Annotated in this window: 16 protein-coding genes; 14 read left to right on the forward strand and 2 right to left on the reverse strand. The window is 51.1% G+C overall.

Going from position 1 to position 19,917, the window contains the following annotated elements:
- Positions 1–18: 18 nt before the first annotated feature.
- The 14 genes from ispC (at position 19) to ACZ5R2_RS06230 (ending at position 17,559) form a co-directional block, all read left to right on the forward strand.
- Positions 19–1,221, forward strand: coding sequence for a 1-deoxy-D-xylulose-5-phosphate reductoisomerase (gene ispC / locus ACZ5R2_RS06165; protein WP_464901465.1), 1,203 nt, complete (start codon positions 19–21; stop codon positions 1,219–1,221).
- A 2-nt stretch (positions 1,222–1,223) separates the two neighbouring features.
- Positions 1,224–2,582: a sigma E protease regulator RseP gene (gene rseP / locus ACZ5R2_RS06170; RefSeq protein ID WP_464901466.1), complete on the forward strand. Its 1,359-nt coding sequence runs from the start codon at positions 1,224–1,226 to the stop codon at positions 2,580–2,582.
- Positions 2,583–2,622: 40 nt separating this feature from the next.
- The gene (gene bamA, locus ACZ5R2_RS06175) at positions 2,623–5,028 is read left to right on the forward strand and encodes an outer membrane protein assembly factor BamA (protein ID WP_464901467.1); all 2,406 of its coding nucleotides are present in this window, start codon (positions 2,623–2,625) and stop codon (positions 5,026–5,028) included.
- A gap of 111 nt (positions 5,029–5,139) precedes the next feature.
- On the forward strand, positions 5,140–5,640 hold the full coding sequence (locus ACZ5R2_RS06180) for an OmpH/Skp family outer membrane protein (RefSeq protein WP_464902318.1): 501 nt from the start codon (positions 5,140–5,142) through the stop codon (positions 5,638–5,640).
- Between the two features lie 6 nt (positions 5,641–5,646).
- Positions 5,647–6,669, forward strand: coding sequence for a UDP-3-O-(3-hydroxymyristoyl)glucosamine N-acyltransferase (gene lpxD, locus ACZ5R2_RS06185; protein WP_464902319.1), 1,023 nt, complete (start codon positions 5,647–5,649; stop codon positions 6,667–6,669).
- 281 nt (positions 6,670–6,950) lie between these two features.
- A complete protein-coding gene (gene fabZ / locus ACZ5R2_RS06190) occupies positions 6,951–7,403 on the forward strand; it encodes a 3-hydroxyacyl-ACP dehydratase FabZ (protein WP_438458888.1) in 453 nt (150 codons plus the stop codon).
- A gap of 1 nt (position 7,404) precedes the next feature.
- Entirely contained in the window at positions 7,405–8,193 is a 789-nt protein-coding gene (gene lpxA / locus ACZ5R2_RS06195) for an acyl-ACP--UDP-N-acetylglucosamine O-acyltransferase (protein ID WP_464901468.1), read from the forward strand.
- Between the two features lie 71 nt (positions 8,194–8,264).
- Positions 8,265–9,407, forward strand: coding sequence for a lipid-A-disaccharide synthase (lpxB, locus tag ACZ5R2_RS06200; protein ID WP_464901469.1), 1,143 nt, complete (start codon positions 8,265–8,267; stop codon positions 9,405–9,407).
- A gap of 2 nt (positions 9,408–9,409) precedes the next feature.
- The gene (gene rnhB / locus ACZ5R2_RS06205; RefSeq protein WP_464901470.1) at positions 9,410–10,030 is read left to right on the forward strand and encodes a ribonuclease HII; all 621 of its coding nucleotides are present in this window, start codon (positions 9,410–9,412) and stop codon (positions 10,028–10,030) included.
- Between the two features lie 123 nt (positions 10,031–10,153).
- Complete coding sequence (dnaE, locus tag ACZ5R2_RS06210; RefSeq protein ID WP_464901471.1) at positions 10,154–13,633, forward strand: DNA polymerase III subunit alpha; 3,480 nt, start codon at positions 10,154–10,156, stop codon at positions 13,631–13,633.
- A gap of 53 nt (positions 13,634–13,686) precedes the next feature.
- A complete protein-coding gene (gene accA / locus ACZ5R2_RS06215; protein ID WP_464901472.1) occupies positions 13,687–14,646 on the forward strand; it encodes an acetyl-CoA carboxylase carboxyl transferase subunit alpha in 960 nt (319 codons plus the stop codon).
- Positions 14,647–14,711: 65 nt separating this feature from the next.
- Positions 14,712–16,019: a tRNA lysidine(34) synthetase TilS gene (gene tilS / locus ACZ5R2_RS06220; protein WP_464901473.1), complete on the forward strand. Its 1,308-nt coding sequence runs from the start codon at positions 14,712–14,714 to the stop codon at positions 16,017–16,019.
- A gap of 223 nt (positions 16,020–16,242) precedes the next feature.
- Positions 16,243–16,581 carry a nitrogen regulatory protein P-II gene (glnB, locus tag ACZ5R2_RS06225; protein WP_438458881.1) on the forward strand — a complete coding sequence of 113 codons (339 nt, stop codon included), beginning with the start codon at positions 16,243–16,245 and terminating at the stop codon, positions 16,579–16,581.
- Between the two features lie 147 nt (positions 16,582–16,728).
- Positions 16,729–17,559: an endonuclease/exonuclease/phosphatase family protein gene (locus ACZ5R2_RS06230; RefSeq protein WP_464901474.1), complete on the forward strand. Its 831-nt coding sequence runs from the start codon at positions 16,729–16,731 to the stop codon at positions 17,557–17,559.
- On the opposite strand, the gene ACZ5R2_RS06235 is transcribed toward ACZ5R2_RS06230, so the two are convergent.
- Entirely contained in the window at positions 17,556–18,245 is a 690-nt protein-coding gene (locus ACZ5R2_RS06235) for a YIP1 family protein (protein WP_464901475.1), read from the reverse strand. The genes ACZ5R2_RS06230 and ACZ5R2_RS06235 overlap by 4 nt on opposite strands.
- Positions 18,242–19,864 (reverse strand): LysM peptidoglycan-binding domain-containing protein, encoded by a 1,623-nt coding sequence (locus tag ACZ5R2_RS06240; protein ID WP_464901476.1) that lies wholly within the window; start codon positions 19,862–19,864, stop codon positions 18,242–18,244. Before ACZ5R2_RS06240 ends, ACZ5R2_RS06235 begins: the two co-directional genes overlap by 4 nt.
- Between the last annotated feature and the right edge of the window lie 53 nt (positions 19,865–19,917).

Below are 19,917 nucleotides of genomic sequence, written 5' to 3' on the forward strand. Positions count from 1 at the left end.
ATTTTATCGGTTGTTTCAATGAGAAAGCTTACTATCCTTGGCGCTACTGGATCGATTGGCGCCAGCACCTTAAAAGTAGTCGAAAATAATCCTGAGCTCTATTCGGTCGTAGCGATCGCCGCGGGCTCAAACCATCACAAGATGCTTGAGCTGTGTATCAAGTGGCAGCCACGCTACGCGGTCATGGCGGACAAACAGGCTGCTCGCCTTCTCGAGCAGGCGATTCAAAACCACTCGCTAGCGACTAAAGTCTTAGCTGGTGTTGAGGGTATGGTTGAGGTTGCGACGCTGTCTGAGGTGGATACCGTGATGGCGGCAATTGTTGGCGCAGCGGGTTTGGTGCCGACGCTGGCCGCGGTTAAGGCGGGCAAACGAATCCTACTGGCGAACAAAGAAGCACTGGTGATGTCAGGGCAGGTGTTTATCGATGCTGTGCAGGCCTCGGGCGCTGAGCTACTGCCTGTTGACAGTGAGCACAATGCAATCTTCCAGTGTTTGAATCGTGATATTCAAACGCGAATGGGCCATTGCGATTTGGCCGCGCACGGTGTGAGTAAGATCTTGCTCACGGGCTCGGGCGGACCATTTCGTTATACCGACGTAGAACAACTTGAACTTGTTACTCCGCAGCAAGCCATTGCTCATCCGAACTGGTCGATGGGACCAAAAATTTCGGTGGATTCTGCGACGATGATGAACAAGGGTCTTGAGTATATCGAGGCCAAATGGCTATTTAATGCCGTGCGTGAACAGCTTGAGGTGATTATTCACCCTCAATCGGTGATCCATTCGATGGTGCAGTATAACGATGGCTCAGTGTTAGCGCAGATGGGTGAGCCAGACATGGCGACTCCGATTGCGTGCGCGATGTCGTATCCACAGCGAACCCCATCGGGTGTCGGTGCTTTGGATTTTACCACGCTTGGCCAGCTGACATTTATGGCGCCGGACTATCAGCGCTACCCGTGTCTAAAGTTGGCCATTGATGCTTGTTATGAGGGGCAGCATGCCACGACGACCATCAACGCAGCCAATGAGATAGCGGTTGAGGCTTTCTTGCAGGGGCAGATCCGCTTCACAGATATTGCTCGCATCAATGAGAAGGTTCTGAATAAAGCTTGTACGATGAACCAACACTCACGTAGCTATGACTTGGAAAGCTTGATTGACCTCGATAGAATGGCTCGAACACTCGCAAATGAATCGCTAAAGGAACGCTAGCTATGACTGGTATTTTATGGAACTTCGCCTCCTTCGTCATTGCGTTGGGTATTTTGGTTGCCGTACACGAATTTGGTCACTTCTGGGTGGCTCGCCGTTGTGGTGTGAGAGTTGAGAAATTCTCTATCGGGTTTGGTAAGTCTATCTGGTCGCGCATTGGTAAAGATGGCACAGAGTACAGTGTCTCGATTATCCCACTCGGTGGTTACGTTAAAATGCTTGATGGCCGTGTTGACGACGTGCCAGCAAGCGAGCAACAGTTTGCTTTTGATAAGAAACCCCTCCTGCAGCGCTCTGCCATCGTGGCGGCGGGACCTGCGTTTAATTTTGCTTTTGCTATTTTCGCCTATTGGTTGGTTTTTTTGATTGGTGTGCCTGCGGTGAAGCCAGTGGTAGGGCAAGTGACCCCTCAATCGATCGCGGCAGAAGCTGGATTGCAACCTGGCATGGAACTTATTGAAGTTTCTGGCGTCAAAACGCGAGACTGGGAATCGGTTAACATGGGGCTGATCGCGCATATTGGCGATCAGCGCATGACACTGACGGTGACCACGCCAGAGCGAGTAGGCAGCTCTGAGATCAAAACCCTTGATTTAACTGAGTGGCAATTTGACCCTGAGCGCGAGTCTGCATTAACCTCACTCGGCTTTCGCCCCTACACCCCGGAAATCCAATCCGTATTGACCAACGTTGCGGATGATGGTGCTGCTGCTCGAGCGGGCATGCAAGTGGGCGATGAGATCATTGCGATTGGTGGCTTTGAGTCGCCAAGCTGGGAGCAGGTTGTCGAGGTGATTCAATCAAGCGCTGGCATCCCAATTGAGGTTTCGGTGGCGCGTGAGGGCACTACCGTCAATGTTACTCTTGTTCCTGACTCGCGTTCTGAACGTGGACTCGGTGATGTGGGTTTTGCTGGTATTGCTCCTCAGATCTCAGAATGGCCACAAGACTATCGCTTCGACCTGCAATATGGTGTATTTGAGTCAGTGGGCAAAGCGGTCGAAAAGACCGGGCAGGTGATCGGCTTGACCGTCACTATGCTCAAAAAACTGATTGTCGGTGATGTTGGTCTGAACAACTTAAGTGGGCCGATTTCCATTGCCCAAGGGGCGGGTGCAACCGCCGACTATGGTTTAGTGTACTTTCTTGGTTTCCTCGCCCTGATTAGTATCAACCTTGGAATAATAAATTTAGTGCCATTGCCGATGCTCGACGGTGGCCATCTGCTGTTTTTCGCTGTTGAGGCGGTGACTCGCCGTCCAGTACCAGAGAAAATTCAAGAGATGGGCTATCGTGTCGGCGGTATGATTATTTTTGCCCTAATGGCGGTGGCTATTTTTAATGATTTTGCGCGCCTGTAGAATAAGGCAGTAGTGAGTAGTAAGGAATAACTAACAACTTATGGCGATGAACAAAACGCTGCTAGCAACGCTGCTTGCAACCAGCCTGTCCGCTCAAGCTTCAGAGAGCTTTGTGGTACAGGATATTCAGATCGAAGGATTGCAACGCGTAGCGCTTGGTGCGGCGTTGTTAAACATGCCTGTGCGGGTCGGAGATGAGATTGATCAACAAGACATTGCTGAAATCATTCGTTCTCTCTACGCCTCAGGTAACTTCGAAGATATCCAAGTACTGCGCGAAAACGACGTATTGATTGCTCGTGTCACTGAGCGTCCAACGATCGCCAGTATCTCATTCTCAGGCAACAGCGCGATTAAAGATGAGCAGTTGGAACAAAACCTTGATGCTTCAAGCGTTCGTAAGGGTGAGGCGCTCGATCGCACCACGCTATCGTCGATTGAAAAAGGGCTAGAGGATTTTTACTACAGTGTTGGTAAGTACAACGCTCAAGTACAAGCGGTTGTTACGCCATTACCACGTAACCGTGCCGACCTAAAATTCGTCTTTACTGAAGGTGTTTCGGCGAAGATCGAACAGATTAATTTCCTGGGTAACCAAGCCTTTAGTGATCAAGAGCTACTTAATCGCTTCAATCTGAATGTGAATGTGGCCTGGTGGAACTTCCTCGCCGACGACAAGTACCAAAAGCAAGTCCTTGCTGGTGACCTTGAGGCGCTGCGCTCTTTCTATTACGACCGTGGCTATCTCAAGTTCCAGCTTGATTCAACTCAAGTTGCGATCTCTCCTGATAAGAAGGGCGTTTATATCACCCTAGGATTGGAAGAGGGTGAACCTTACACCATCGATCAGGTGAAATTCCGTGGAGATTTGATTGGCAAACAGGCGGAGTTTGCCGCCCTAGTGCCGTTTAAAGCAGGTGATATTTACAATGGTTCTGAGGTTACACGTCTTGAGGAAGGAATAAAGCGTATCCTTGGTGAGGCAGGCTATGCCTACCCGCAGGTGACGACGATGCCTGAGTTTGATGATGAGAATCAGCAGGTATCTTTGGTGGTGAATGTGGAGTCGGGTAACCGCATTTATGTGCGAGACATTCGCTTTACCGGCAACAACTCCACCAAAGATGAGGTATTGCGCCGCGAGATGCGCCAAATGGAGGGCAGCTGGCTCAACTCCCAGGCGATTGAGACTGGTAAAAACCGCCTTAACCGTCTTGGCTTCTTCGAGACTGTCGATGTACAAACCGTGCGCGTGCCTGGCAGTGAGGATCAGGTTGACTTGGTGTACAACGTCAAGGAAGCCAACTCGGGTAGCATCAACTTTGGTGTTGGCTATGGTACCGAATCGGGTGTCAGCTTTCAGGTCGGCTTGCAGCAAGACAACTTCTTGGGTACTGGTAACCGCGTTGGTATCAGTGCGATGATGAATGACTACCAGAAGAACGTCAGCCTTGACTATCGCGATCCGTATTGGAACCTCGATGGGGTGAGCTTAGCCGGCTCAATCTTTTACAACGAGTTTGAGGCGTCTGAAGCGGGTATTATCGACTACACCAACGAAAGTTACGGTACCTCGGTGACTTGGGGTTTCCCATTCGATGAACTCAACCGTTTTGAGTTTGGTGTTGGTTATACCCACAACAACATTGGTAATGTGCCGACCTATGACCAAGCACAGCGTTTTGCGCGCAGTATCGGTCAGGGGGATCAAAACGAACTGCGTACCGATGATTTTGACGTCAACCTATCTTGGACGCGCAACAACCTTAACCGAGGCTTTTTCCCAACCGCCGGCAACCATCAGCGTGCTTTTGTAAAAGTGACTGTGCCGGGTTCGGATGCGAAGTACTTTAAGGCTCAGTATGATGTCCGTCAGTACTTCCCATTGACAGAGAAGCATGACTTTTCACTCCTAATGCGTGGTCGACTTGGCTATGGTAACGGCTATGGTACGACGGGCGACAGCGATAACATCTTGCCGTTCTACGAGAACTACTACGCGGGTGGTTTCACTACGTTGCGTGGCTTCCGTTCCAATACGGCTGGTCCACGAGCGGTGTACAGCAACTTCAATGGCTCATGTGGTAACAATGGCTGTGTTACCGCGACCGATGATTCGGTGGGTGGTAACGCAATCGCGCTGGCGAGCCTTGAGCTGATTGTGCCAACGCCATTTGCTTCTGATGAGATGCGTGGTCAGTTGCGCACCAGTGTATTTGTCGATGCGGCTAGTGTATGGGACACCGAGTTCTTTTATGACTCTACGGTGAGTGAGCGTTACTACTACGACTATTCTGACTGGACCAACTACCGTGCTTCGTACGGTGTGGCGCTGCAATGGATGTCACCAATGGGACCTTTGGTCTTCTCATTAGCTAAGCCATTGAAAGATTTTGATGGCGATGATGACGAATTCTTTACTTTCACCATTGGACGCACCTTCTAAAACTCGATAGTCTGGTGCCAGACTATCGTTCGACTCCCCTGTGCAGCCTTTTCGGTTTTCCTGTTGCTAGGCTGCGCATTTAACCCTATTGAGGATGAAATTTTGAAATCTATGATCAAAGCGGCTGGTTTAAGCCTTGTAGTACTGAGCTCTTCTTTTTTCGCCCATGCTGCTGAGGCCGCGCAAAAGGTGGGTTACATTAACACCGCACAGGTTTTCCAAGCACTGCCGCAGCGTGAGGCGGTTCTGCAACAATTGCAAAACGAGTTTAAAGATAAAGCCGATGAGCTTAAATCGATTGAAGCCAAAGCGCGTACTCAGGTTGAGAAGCTGCAGCGCGATGGCGAGCTAATGAGCCCAGAGCAAATCGAGCAGGCGCGCATGGAGATCGCGCAGCTTGAAAACGAATTCCGTCTCAAGGGTCAGTCTCTTGAGCAGGCGTCTGCGCGCCGTGAGGCAGAAGAGCAGCAAAAACTGTTTGTTCTAATCCAAGGTGCAGTAGAGAAAGTGGCAGAGCAAGATGGCTACGATATGATCATCGACATTCAAGCAGTGTCTTACGCTAAGCCAGAATTTAACATTTCAGAAAAAGTGATTTCAGCGATCAAATAATTGATGATGACGACATTGACTCTAGAACAACTTGCCCAGATCACGGGCGGCACTCTGCACGGGGACACTAGCGCAGTAGTGACTCAAGTGGCGCCAATGGATAAGGCTCTGGAGGGTCAGGTGACCTTCCTTTCAAACCCAAAATACGCCAAGCACCTCGCCGATTGCCAGGCAACGGTGATTATGGTCAAAGAGGCGCAGTTGGCACTTTGCCCGAGCAATACCTTGGTAGTGGACGACCCTTATGTCGCGTTTGCTAAGGTGGCTCAAGCCTTGGATACCACACCTGCAGCGGCGAATCAGATTGCACCATCAGCGGTGATTGCTGATGATGCTCTGCTTGGTGACAATGTTTCGGTGGGGGCAAATGCCGTTATCGAATCCGGGGTGGTTCTAGGTGACAATGTAGTAATTGGTGCTGGCTGCTTTATCGGTCAAGGGGCAAAGCTGGGGCATAGAACTCAGCTGTGGTCCAATGTGAGCATCTATCATCGGGTTGAGATCGGCAGTGAATGCTTGGTTCAAGCTAATACGGTGATCGGGGCGGATGGTTTCGGTTATGCCAATGACAAGGGTGAGTGGGTTAAGATCCCACAGCTTGGTACGGTGCGTATTGGTAACCGGGTCGAAATCGGTGCCTGCACGACGATAGACCGTGGAGCCCTGGATGACACCGTAATCGAGGACAATGTTATCCTTGATAACCAAATTCAAATCGCGCATAACGTGCACATCGGATATGGTACGGCGATAGCTGGTGGTACAGTAGTGGCCGGCAGTACCACGATTGGCAAATACTGTGTCATTGGCGGCGCGTCGGTGATTAATGGCCATATCAATATTACCGATGGCGTTACGATTACCGGCATGGGTATGGTCATGCGCAGCATTGAGGAGAAGGGCATGTACTCCTCTGGCATTCCGTTGCAGCCCAATCGTGAGTGGCGCAAAACTGCGACTCGTGTACACCGAATTGATGACATGAATAAACGTTTGAAGGCGGTAGAGAAAAAGCTCGAGTCTGAGTAATCATCGTCTCGTGTCCATTTGCTTTTGAGTGAATGGGGTGTGCATCAGGCAAAACAACGTAAAGACTCGCATCTCGCGAGTCTTTTTCTTCGTTTCAACTATCTCTGACTCTGGATGGAGTCGGATGCCCAAGCTTGGCAAGCCTTTTTGTATGCCCATTGCTTATCATCTGCGACCACCGATGGATGCGGTGTATTTATTGACTATTTTGACACTTGCCAAGTGCAGCCCTTAGGGCTTTGGGTATAATATTAAGAATTAAATTAGTAAGGATTAGGACTGTGACTACAGAAAACAAAACGATGAACATTACTGAGATTCAAGAGCTATTGCCTCATCGTTACCCGTTTTTGATGATCGACCGAGTGGTTGATTTTGAAGAAGAGAAATTTCTAAAGGCAATCAAGAACGTCTCGGTTAATGAGCCGCAATTTACTGGTCACTTTCCACAGTTGCCTGTTTTTCCTGGTGTGATGATCCTAGAGGCGATGGCACAGGCAACGGGCCTTCTGGCATTCAAATCGTTTGGCGCGCCGCAAGGTAACGAACTGTATTATTTTGCTAGTGTTGATAATGCAAAATTCCGCAAACCAGTAACACCGGGCGATCAGTTGGTCATTGAAGTAGAATTTCTTAAAGAGCGTCGCGGCATCGCAGCCTTTAATGGCGTAGCCAAGGTTGACGGCGAGGTTGTGTGCTCAGCTGAACTAAAATGTGCGCGTAGAGAGTTTTAATATGATCCATGAATCAGCTCAAATCCACCCGGCAGCCGTTGTCGAAGAGGGTGCTAAGATTGGTGCCAACACCACGGTTGGACCTTTCACCTACATCACCAAAGACGTGATTATTGGTGAAGGCAATGAGATCATGTCGCATGTGGTGATCAAGGGACATACAACCATCGGTAATGATAACCGTATTTTCCCACAAGCGGTTATCGGTGAAGAGAACCAAGACAAGAAATACGGCGGTGAAGACACCACGGTTGTGGTGGGCTCGCGCAACGTGATTCGTGAAAGCGTACAGATCCATCGTGGCACGATACAAGACAAGAGTACCACGGTGATCGGTGATGATAATCTGCTGTGCGTGAATGCTCACATTGCCCATGATGTGATTGTTGGTAACCACACCCATATCGGCAACAACTCTATCCTCGGTGGTCACGTTACCGTTGGCGATTACGCGGGTGTAATGGCCCTTTCGGCTATCCATCCATTTTGTAGTGTTGGCGCATATGCCTACATTGGTGGTTGTTCGGCAGTGGTTCAGGATGTATTGCCATACGTACTGGCACAAGGAAATCACGCAACGCCATTTGGTCTTAACTTGGTGGGGCTAAAGCGTAATGGCTTTGAGCGTGCTGAGCTGCGTGCTCTTCAGAACGCTTACAAAGAGATCTATCGTTCAGGTAAGTCGTTAGATGAAGCGAAAGCGGTCTTGGCTGAAATGGCACAAGAGTGGCCAGCGGTTCAGCCAATGTGTGACATGTTAGAGCAGTCTGAGCGTGGTATCATTCGCTAATCAACGCTTGCGGTGGTTAGCAAAAGATCGCCCCCGTGGCGGTCTTTTTTCATTTTAAGGAACAGAAAGTTATGGCGAGACCATTGCGGGTTGGAATAGTCGCCGGCGAGTTATCAGGAGATACGCTTGGTGAGGGGCTGATAGCTGAGATCAAGCGCGTCCATCCAGACGCTGAATTTGTCGGTATTGGCGGACCAAAGATGATCGCCCAAGGTTGTCAGTCGCTGTTTGATATGGAAGAGCTGGCGGTGATGGGGCTGGTCGAGGTGCTTGGGCGCTTAAGACGCTTACTGCACGTCAAGGCCCAGCTGGTCAAACACTTTACCGCTAATCCACCGGACGTGTTTATCGGTATCGACGCGCCCGATTTTAATCTGCGTCTTGAGCGTGACCTTAAACTCGCTGGGATCACCACAGTCCATTACGTGAGCCCCTCAGTGTGGGCCTGGCGACAAAATCGCATTCATGGCATTGCCAAGGCAACCAACTTGGTGCTGGCGTTTCTGCCTTTCGAGAAGGCGTTCTATGATCGCTTCAATGTGCCTTGTGAGTTTATCGGTCATACTTTAGCTGATGCGATCCCGCTTGAATCGGATCAGCTAGCTGCGCGTCAAGAGTTGGGTCTTGCCAACGATAAGCGTTGGTTGGCAGTGTTACCAGGCAGTCGTGGTGGCGAGCTGGCAATGCTGGCTGAGCCGTTTATTGAGACGTGTAAGCGCCTTCATAAGGATGATCCAACACTTGGCTTTGTGGTCGCGCTGGTGAATGACAAGCGCCGTGCCCAGTTTGAACAGGCTTGGCAGCAAGTCGCGCCAGAGCTGGATTTTACCTTGGTCAATGATACCGCGCGCTCGGTGATCACGGCCTCTGACGCGGTTATGCTTGCATCGGGTACCGTCGCACTCGAGTGTATGTTGGTGAAAAGGCCCATGGTGGTGGGTTACAAAGTGAATGCCGTCACCGCCTTTTTAGCTAAGCGTATGCTTAAGACCAAATACGTCTCTTTGCCAAACATATTAGCGGATGAGCCCTTGGTGACTGAGCTGTTGCAAGAGGAGTGCAGCGTGGACAATCTCTATCGTGAGGTCAAGGCGCTGCTCGAGGGCGATAATCAGCAGGTCTTAGACAAGTTTACCCAGATGCATCAGTGGATTCGCAAGGGTGCAGATAAACAGGCAGCGGACGCCGTACTTAAATTAATAAATAGAGGTTAATCATGGCGGCAAGTAAAGCGTCAGAGCTTCCAGAATTTGAATACCCTGTAGGCTATCAGCTGGTCGCAGGTGTTGATGAAGTTGGCCGTGGCCCACTGGTTGGTGATGTGGTCACTGCAGCAGTGATCCTTGACCCGAATAATCCGATTGAAGGGTTGAACGACTCAAAAAAACTCTCAGAAAAGAAGCGCCTTGCGCTGCTCCCTGAGATCAAACAGAAAGCGCTTGCATGGTCGGTGGGGCGCTGCTCTCCAGAAGAGATCGATGAGCTCAATATCCTGCAAGCGACCATGGTTGCCATGCAGCGTGCGATTGCAGGCCTGTCAGTTCAGCCTGATCTTGCGCTAATTGATGGCAATCGTTGTCCAGAGCTGCCAATGGCCAGTCAAGCGGTGGTCAAGGGCGATTTGCGCGTCGCAGAAATCAGTGCCGCGTCGATTATCGCCAAGGTCGTGCGTGATCAAGAGATGGAAGCGCTGGATAAGCTTCATCCACAGTTTGGCTTTGCTCAGCACAAGGGTTACCCAACCAAGGCACACTTTGCCGCCATCGAGCAGCATGGGGTGATTGAGCAACATCGTAAGAGCTTTAAACCGGTTAAGCGTGCCCTTGGCCTAGAGTAGAAAAAAATAGCCAAACTGGGCGGAAATTGCAGCAGTTGGCGAGAATCAAGCATAGATATTGAATGAAATTGCGTTAGAATTTCATGAGCATCGATCCAAGATAGACAGTAACCGGACCGTTTAATGGCAGACCCAAAGTTTATACACCTTCGCATTCATAGTGACTTTTCCATGGTGGATGGAATTAACAAAGTCCCACCCTTGGTGAGTAAAGTCGCAGAGCTCGGCATGCCAGCGATGGCACTGACCGACTTCACCAACCTGTGTGGGTTGGTAAAATTTTATGGCAATGCGCACGGCAAAGGTATCAAGCCGATCATCGGTGCTGACTTTGCGGTTCAGTCAGAGGAGTTTGGCGATGAGTTGACGTCACTGACGGTCCTCGCTGCAGATAACGAAGGCTACAAGAATCTCACCATCTTGATCTCAGAAGCATACCTGCGCGGTCATGTTCAGCATAAGCCGGTGTTGGATAAGGCGTGGCTTGCCAAGTATGCAAAGGGTTTGATTTTGCTCTCTGGTGGTAAAGAGGGCGAGATCGGTCGAGCACTGCTCAAGGGCAACCAAGGGCTGGCTGCGCAATGTGCTGAGTTTTATCAGCAGCATTTTGCTGACCGCTTTTACCTTGAGCTGACGCGCACCGGTCGCGCGGATGAAGAGAGTTATCTGCACTTTGCCTTGGAATTTGCCGAGCTGCATCAACTGCCTGTTGTTGCCACTAATGATGTCGTCTTTATCGACCAAGATTTATTTGACGCGCATGAAATTCGTGTTGCGATCCACGATGGCTACACCCTAGATGATCCGCGTCGACCGAAAAATTACAGCCCACAGCAGTACCTGCGTAGCGAGCAGGAAATGTGCGAGCTGTTTGCCGATATTCCAGAGGCACTGGAGAACAGTGTCGAGATTGCCAAGCGCTGTAATGTTACGGTGCGCCTTGGCGAGTACTTCCTACCTGAATTCCCAACTGAGGGCATGCTGGAAACCGACTTCTTGGTGAAAAAGTCGCAAGAGGGGCTAGAAGAGCGCCTTGAGTTTCTGTTTCCCGACCCACAGGTGCGAGCGGAAAAACGCCCTGAATACGATGAACGCCTTGAGATTGAACTGCAGGTGATTAACCAGATGGGGTTCCCTGGTTACTTCTTGATCGTAATGGAGTTTATCCAGTGGTCTAAGGATAACGATATTCCGGTTGGCCCTGGACGTGGTTCGGGTGCGGGCTCGCTGGTGGCTTACGCACTCAAAATCACCGACTTGGACCCACTTGAATACGATCTGCTGTTTGAGCGCTTCTTGAACCCTGAGCGTGTCTCGATGCCCGACTTCGATGTCGACTTCTGTATGGATAAGCGTGACCAGGTGATTGACCATGTAGCGGAAATGTACGGTCGTGACGCGGTATCGCAGATCATCACCTTTGGTACCATGGCGGCCAAGGCGGTGATCCGCGATGTTGGCCGTGTGCTGGGTCACCCATTTGGCTTTGTTGATCGCATCTCGAAACTGATCCCACCTGATCCTGGCATGACGCTGGAGAAAGCCTTCAAGGCTGAACCTGCACTGCCTGAGCTCTATGAGCGCGATGAGGAGGTTAAAGATCTGATCGATATGTGTCGTATTCTTGAAGGGTGCACACGTAACGCGGGTAAACACGCCGGGGGCGTGGTGATCTCACCGACCACGATCACCGATTTTGCGCCAATTTATGCCGATGCTGAGGGTCACTTCCCGGTTACCCAGTTTGATAAGAACGACGTTGAGACCGCAGGCCTGGTCAAGTTTGACTTCTTAGGCCTGAGAACCCTGACCATCATTGATTGGGCGCTAGGCCTTATCAACCCACGCCTTGAGCGTGAGGGGATTGAGCCGGTGCGGATTGAGTCGATTCCACTGGAGGATGAGGCGTCATTCCGCTTACTACAGAACTCGGAGACGACGGCGGTATTCCAGCTTGAATCGCGCGGGATGAAGGAGCTGATCAAGCGCCTGCAGCCAGACTGTTTTGAGGACATCATCGCTCTGGTGGCACTTTTCCGTCCCGGTCCACTTCAGTCAGGCATGGTAGATAACTTTATTGACCGTAAGCATGGTCGTGAGGCGATCTCTTATCCTGACGAAAAATGGCAGCACGAGTCGCTCAAAGAGATCCTTGACCCGACCTACGGCATCATCTTGTACCAAGAGCAGGTGATGCAGATTGCTCAGGTCCTATCTGGCTATACCTTGGGTGGCGCGGATATGCTGCGTCGTGCTATGGGTAAGAAAAAGCCAGAAGAGATGGCCAAGCAGCGAGCGACCTTTGAAGACGGCGCAGTTAAGAATGGCGTAGACGGCGAGTTGGCGATGAAAATCTTCGACTTGGTGGAGAAGTTCGCCGGTTACGGCTTTAACAAATCCCACTCAGCAGCCTACGCTCTGGTTTCCTATCAAACCTTGTGGCTTAAAACTCATTACCCGGCCGAATTCATGGCGGCGGTAATGACTGCCGATATGGACAACACCGAGAAGGTGGTTGGTCTGGTGGATGAGTGTTTGCGCATGAAGCTGACAGTATTGCCACCAGACATTAACTCGGGCTTATATCGCTTTAATGTCGATGAAAAAGGCGCGATTGTTTACGGTATTGGTGCGATCAAAGGGGTCGGTGAGGGACCGATTGACGCTATCTTAGCAGCGCGAGAGAAAGATGGTCACTTCAAAGACCTATTCGACTTCTGTGCACGGATTGACCTTAAAAAGGTCAATAAGCGCGTGATTGAGAAGTTGATCTATGCAGGCGCGCTCGATCGCCTAGGTCCGCATCGTGCCGCGTTGATGGCATCGCTTGATGACGCGGTTAAGGCGGCGGCGCAGCACCACCAAGCTGAGGCTTATGGTCAAAGTGATATGTTCGGTGTATTAACTGACGCGCCTGATGAGGTTGAGCACAAGTACACCCAAGTACCACCCTGGCCTGAAAAGGTCTGGCTTGAGGGTGAGCGCAGCACCTTAGGGCTGTATTTGACCGGCCACCCGGTCAATGAGTATCTCAAGGAGCTCGGCAAGTACACCAGTTGCCGACTCAAAGATGCCACCCCGACCCGTCGCGATCAGAGCGTGACCGTTGCGGGACTGGTTATCGCTTCACGCGTGATGACCACTAAGCGTGGCACGCGGATTGGTATCATGACTCTCGATGACCGTAGTGGTCGGATGGAGGTGATGCTGTTCTCTGATGCGCTTGAAAAGTACGCTGATTTATTGGAACAAGACAAAATTTTGGTGGTTTCTGGACAGGTCAGCTTTGATGACTTCAACGGTGGACTTAAAATGTCTGCGCGCGAGGTTATGGACCTGGGGTCGGCGCGTGAGAAGTACGCCCGTGGTCTGTCCATTTCTATTAACCAATCACAGATCAATGACACATTTTTTGAGCGCTTTAGCCAGATATTAGAACCACATAGGGCCGGTACAGTGCCAGTCCATGTATACTATCAGCGGTCTGATGCACGTGCGCGTATCACCATGGGTACCCAATGGCGTGTGACCCCAAGTGATACCTTACTAGATGAATTAAAACAGCTACTTGGTAAGCACCAGGTAGAACTCGAATTTCACTAACCTCGACTGTCACGGATAACGTTGCGGTAAATCGAGTAAACAAGGATCTATAGATGAGCCTAACTTTTTTAGAATTTGAAAAGCCGATTGCAGAATTAGAAGCCAAGATTGAAGCTCTGCGTGATGTCACTCGTCACGGCGGCGAGAGCGCTGTGGACCTAGATAAAGAGATCAAACAGCTTGAAAAGAAGAGCTTAGAACTCAAGCAAAAGACTTTTAGCGACTTGACTGCTTGGCAGACAGCGCAGCTGGCTCGCCACCCTCAGCGTCCATACACGCTAGATTATATCGAGCACATCTTTACTGAGTTTGATGAGCTTGCAGGCGATCGCGCTTACGCCGACGACAAAGCGATTGTTGGCGGTATTGCGCGATTAGAGGGACGACCTGTGATGGTGATCGGGCATCAGAAGGGGCGTGAAACCAAGGATAAGGTGAAACGTAACTTTGGCATGCCGAAACCAGAGGGCTACCGCAAGGCGTTGCGCTTAATGCAAATGGCTGAGCGTTTTAACATGCCGATCATTACCTTTATTGACACGGCCGGTGCATACCCTGGGGTTGGCGCTGAAGAGCGTGGCCAATCAGAGGCGATTGCCACCAACCTGAAGGTGATGGCAGGTTTGAAAGTCCCTGTGATTTGTAACGTCGTTGGTGAAGGCGGCTCAGGCGGCGCACTGGCTATTGGTGTGGGTGATTACGTGAATATGCTGCAGTACTCGACCTACTCGGTGATCTCACCTGAGGGTTGTGCATCAATTTTGTGGCGTGATGCGGAGAAAGCCCCTCAGGCAGCTGAGGCGATGGGACTGACCGCACCGCGCCTGAAAGAGCTTGAGCTGATTGATCATATTATCGAAGAGCCACTTGGCGGCGCGCATCGTGATTATCCAGCGGTAGCCGAGGCGATGAAATCACAGTTGCTTGCTCAGTTGGCTGAGCTGGAGCAATTTGACAACGAGTCATTACTTGAGCGTCGCTACCAACGTTTGATGAGCTACGGCTACTGCTAAGCACATCGTGACAGCACATAAGGGTTGGCCAAGGCCAGCCCTTTTTTTCAGCGGGATGAATAACCATGAGTAACGTTGAGGCGGTATTTGAAGCCGATATACAGCCCCATATTCAATCGGATACCCAGTTGCTGGTGGCACTCAGCGGTGGGCTCGATTCGGTGGTTCTATTGCATTTGTGCGCGCGGCTTGCGAAGCGGCTTGGCATCCAATGCCGGGCCGTGCATGTGCATCACGGCCTGAGTGCCAATGCCGATCACTGGGCGCAGCAGTGTCAGCGTTTATGTGCCGATTTGGCAGTCGAGCTAACGGTTGCGCATGTTCAGCTCGATGACTCTCAAGGGCAGAGCATTGAACAGCTCGCTCGCGACGCTCGCTATCAGGCGCTGCGTGCACAAGTTACGCAGCAAACTTTGGTGGTTACCGGGCAGCATGGGGATGATCAGCTTGAGACCTTGTTACTGGCGCTCAAGCGTGGCAGTGGCCCGAAAGGGCTGGCGTCGATGCCAAGCATGATGCCTTTTGCCTGCGGTTGGTTAGTGCGGCCCTTATTGGCCCTCTCGCGTGAGGCGCTGCACGATTATGCCCAGAGTCTGGCTTTGAGTTGGGTTGAGGATGAAAGCAATCAAGATGTTCGCTTTGATCGCAACTTTTTACGCCATCAGGTCACGCCTATTCTCAAGCAGCGTTGGCCCGGGATCCTTGAGGCCAGCGCGCGCTCAGCCAGACTGTGTGCCGAGCAAGAAGCGCTGATTGATGAGCTGCTTGACGAACAACTGACCGTCGCCTGCAATGAATTTGGCGGTCTGATGCTCCCGCCAATTGTTAACAAGAGCCGAGCGTATCGAAATCGTCTGCTGCGAATGTGGTTAGGCGCTTGTGGTGAGCGCATGCCAAGTGAGGCGCAAATGGACCAGCTTTGGCGTTCGGTCGCTTGTGCGGGTATGGATGCCAACCCAGAGTTGAAACTCTCAAAGGGCACGGTGAGGCGCTTTCAAGGTACTCTGTACTGGCTCCAGGCCAGTAAAGATGTGAGCGACTGGAGTGCTCAATTGCAGCTCGATCAACCGGTTAGGTTACCGGACAATCTTGGTCAGCTGCAGCTAGCTCGAAGCCAACTTGGTTCATTGCGCACACCCGATGTAACCGAGCAGTGGCGCATTACCTTTGACCCTACCGGTTTGAGCGCACATCCGCAGGGGCGTGGCCATAGCCGCAAGCTAAAGAAACTGTTTCAAGAGTATGGCGTGCCGAGTTGGCTGCGCCGCCGTACACCCATTGTGATGTGTGAACAGAGGGTCGTGGCGGTGGCGGATCTGTTTATCGATAGGCATTTTTCCGGGCAAGAGTGTGAGCTGATGTGGACAAAGTAAGTAAACTCTTTGTCCCTTGCAGGCAAACGTCTTAATCTGAGACTTACTCTGTGAGTGAATCGATGTTGCCGGTTACGCCAACTCAGGCGCGCGTAACCTTGGTATGGGGCCAAAGAGTAAGGTTTGATGGCAGCCTAGTTCAAATAAATCTGCAACAATGCTGCATCTTGTTGAAGCACGGGTATATAATAGCCCTAACCAAAATAGGCTCAAGGGACTAAAAATGAAAAAAATTGAAGCGATCATCAAGCCGTTCAAGCTTGATGATGTGCGCGAAGCACTAGCGGAAGTGGGGATCACGGGGATGACTGTCTCTGAGGTAAAAGGCTTTGGACGTCAAAAAGGTCACACTGAACTCTACCGCGGTGCCGAGTACATGGTGGATTTTCTGCCTAAAGTAAAATTGGAAATTGTGGTTGGTGCTGACGTGGTTGATCAGTGTGTTGATACCATTATTGAAACGGCACAAACGGGTAAGATTGGTGATGGTAAGATCTTTGTGACTGATATCGAGCGTATTGTGCGTATCCGCACCGGTGAAGAAGACGAGGAAGCGATCTAGTCACCGAGTCCAGTTTGTCGGCAGATAAAGCCGTTGAAAAATTGACCATTTATTATCAAAGGGAGCGCGAGCTCCCTTTTTGTTTGTGCTAGGGTTAGTTGGGTATTTATTATGACATTGACCTTTGGGGGACATTAGGGTTTGAAAATGATGTTTTTGCTCATCGTTGGCATTGGTGTTGCCAGTATGAGTTTTGAGCTGATCTTTACTGCGGCCGCGACGCCAAAGCTGGTGGTTCTTGACGCGCCTCAAGATGGACAACATCAGTTACAGTGTTATCAAAATAACCAACCAGTGGCACTTGATCGAGACGGTCAGCTTGAGGTGCTGGTGTGGAATATCTACAAACAAAACCGTGCCAATTGGCAAGCAAGCCTTGAGCGCTTTAGTCAAAGCAGCGACCTGGTGTTGCTGCAAGAGGCCAGCTTGACCGATGAGTTGCGTCATTGGATCAATGCCAGTGATTGGAATGGTAATGCTGTGGATGCGTTTAAAGTATTTGATACCTCAGCAGGGGTTTTGAACCTTGCCCGTGAGCTGCCTTCGAGGGCATGCGCTTATATTGAGGTTGAGCCTTGGCTGCGCCTACCAAAATCTGGCTTGTATGCGACCTATCCACTGTCTGATGGGCGTGAATTAGCCGTGGTCAATATCCATGCGATCAACTTTACCTACGGAACCCATGAGTATCGTACTCAGATAGAGCGATTGACTGCGGAGCTAGAGTCACACCCAGGACCGGTCATATTAGGCGGCGATTTTAATAGCTGGAGCCAAGATCGGATGGCGGTGATGAGTGAGGCTGTCGAGAGAATGGGCTTGGTGGCAGCGACGTTTACGCCAGATGCGCGCACCGAGTTTATTACTGGGCTGGCGCTTGATCATATCTACTATCGCGGATTAACCCTAGAAAGCGCAGAGGCGCCTGAAACAGACGCCTCCGATCATAACCCGTTATTGGCTCGATTCCGGCTTTAACCCAAGATCAGGATATACAGCGCCCAGATGGCGTAGAAAGCGACCCAAGGAAGGGTGGCAATCACCAGCGCAGGGCCGCGCTCGAGCTGAGTCCAGGTACCGAGAGCGGCATAGCCAAGCACAATATACCATGGCATCAGTAGAGGAAAGGCACTACTAAACTGTGCCCAACTGTGGCCTAGCGGCAACTTAATCAGCCCATTAAGGCTGTTGAGGTCAGCGGCGTAAATCATCACATCACCGTGCTGGAGTAGCACACTCACATAGCTGGCGAGATCACCAAGCACAGCAGGAAAAATCATCACACTAGCGGCTGCAAACCATTTCCAGAAACCCAGTTGTAACTGGTTGTTTTTGGTCGCGAGATTAAACCACATCGCCAGCATAATGATGGTCAGGGTGCGGCCAAAGACATCACTGATGATCTCGCTTGCCATCAAGGTATTGGCATCGATTTGCGCGATCTGCTCTGGCGTCGCGTTAGGTAACTGACTAACCAACACCTGACGCATTGCCTCGAAGTCGGCCAAGTCAAAGTATGCGCCCCAAAACAGGAAGGGGCTCAAAACCAAGAAAATGTACGGCTGCCAACCCCAAGCCCCGCGCTGGTAAAGCGCGAGAAAACAGGCTGATGGTGCGCGGAAGATATCTAACAACATCACCAGCGGGTTGCTTGATGGGCTCATACGCTCACCTTAGTCACATCGACATACAGGGTTAGGCGTTGACCTGGCTGAAGGTATTTCTCGCCTTGAAGGTTGTTCCACTTCACCACATCGCTGCTTGTGACTTTAAATCGGTTGGCAATACCACTGATGGTGTCGCCCGAGCGCACGTTGTACACCACAGTGCGGATGATCGCGCCTTCTTTACCGTCCTTCCAAACCACAAGTTTTTGACCTACTCGCAGCGTGTCATTCGGCGCCATGCCATTCCACTGGGCCAGCGAGCGGTAGGAGACCTTATGCTGACGTGCAATCGTCCACAGGCTCTCACCGCTTGTTACAACGTGATCAATCTTATACTGACCACGTGATTGCGACTGAGTGCTGCGCAGGCGATTGTTGGCGGTCAATTGATACTCTTGCTCATTCTTGATTGAGTTTGGCACCATTAGGTATTGGCCGATGCGGATGTTGTTATCGGTCAGACCATTCGCCGTGCGGATCACACTGGTGGTGGTGTTGTGGCGCTGAGCGATCACGCTCAGGCTATCACCAGATTGAACTTGGTAGCGTACTAGACGCACACCTTTACCACGGTTCTCATCCAGGCTCTGCTCGAACTGCGCGACAGCGCTGGTCGGTAGCAACAGTTTGTGATGCTCTTCTGGCGCTGTTGACCATTGGTTGTAGGCTGGGTTCAGGCTTTGTAGCTGCTTAACACTGATGCCTGCGTACTCAGCGGCAACAGCCAGATCAAGCTGCTCTTTAGGATCAACAAGGGTGACGACTTTTTGGTTAGGGATCGCTGGGATCTCAATGCCGTATTTTTCTTGGTTGGCAATCACGTCAGCCAGGGCAAGCAGTTTCGGCACGTAGCCGCTGGTCTCTTTAGGCAGATCCAAAGAGAAAAAGTCGGTGGGCTTGCCAGCATTGCGGTTTTGACGGATGGCACTATTGAGGCGACCGCCGCCGCTGTTGTAGGCCGCAATTGCGTGGCTCCAATCACCAAAGCGCTGGTGCTGCTGGGCGAGGTAATTCAAGGCGGCGTCAGTCGATGCTGCAACATCACGGCGGCCGTCGTACCAAAAGTTTTGCTCAAGGCCCATCGCCTTACCCGTCGCTGGGACAAACTGCCACAGACCCGCAGCACGGCCATGAGAGTAGGCAAACGCATCAAATGAGCTTTCGACGATTGGCAGAAGTGCCAATTCTAGTGGCAGACCACGCTCTTCAATCTTCTCAACAATAAGGTGCATAAACGGCTGGGCACGCTGCGAAACTGTTCTGAGATGGCTTGGGTGCTTGAGGTACCATGTGCGGTAGTAGTTTACCGTCTTGTGGTCAGGGACCTCCATCTCAAATTGCATTGCCATGCGCTGCCACACATCCTCTTGGGATTGAGGGGTGATGACAGGCTCTGGCTGCTTCTCCTCAGCGATCACTTCAGTCTCTAAAGCATCAGTCTCATCATCCTGTACTGATGATGGAGTGACTTCGTCACTTGAGGGCGTGGACGACTCCACTGATTGGCTCACGTCGTCGTTAGGTTTTTGTTGCTTTTGTGAGTCAGAGTCAGTAGAGGGAGCGAGCTGGCAGCCAACCAGAATCGTTCCCAATAGACCACTAATGAGTATTCGCATGGATACAGCCTTTTGGAAAAACGGCTGCAAATGATACTTTCGTCACTCCCTTC

The organism is Vibrio sabulosilitoris (assembly GCF_055391395.1).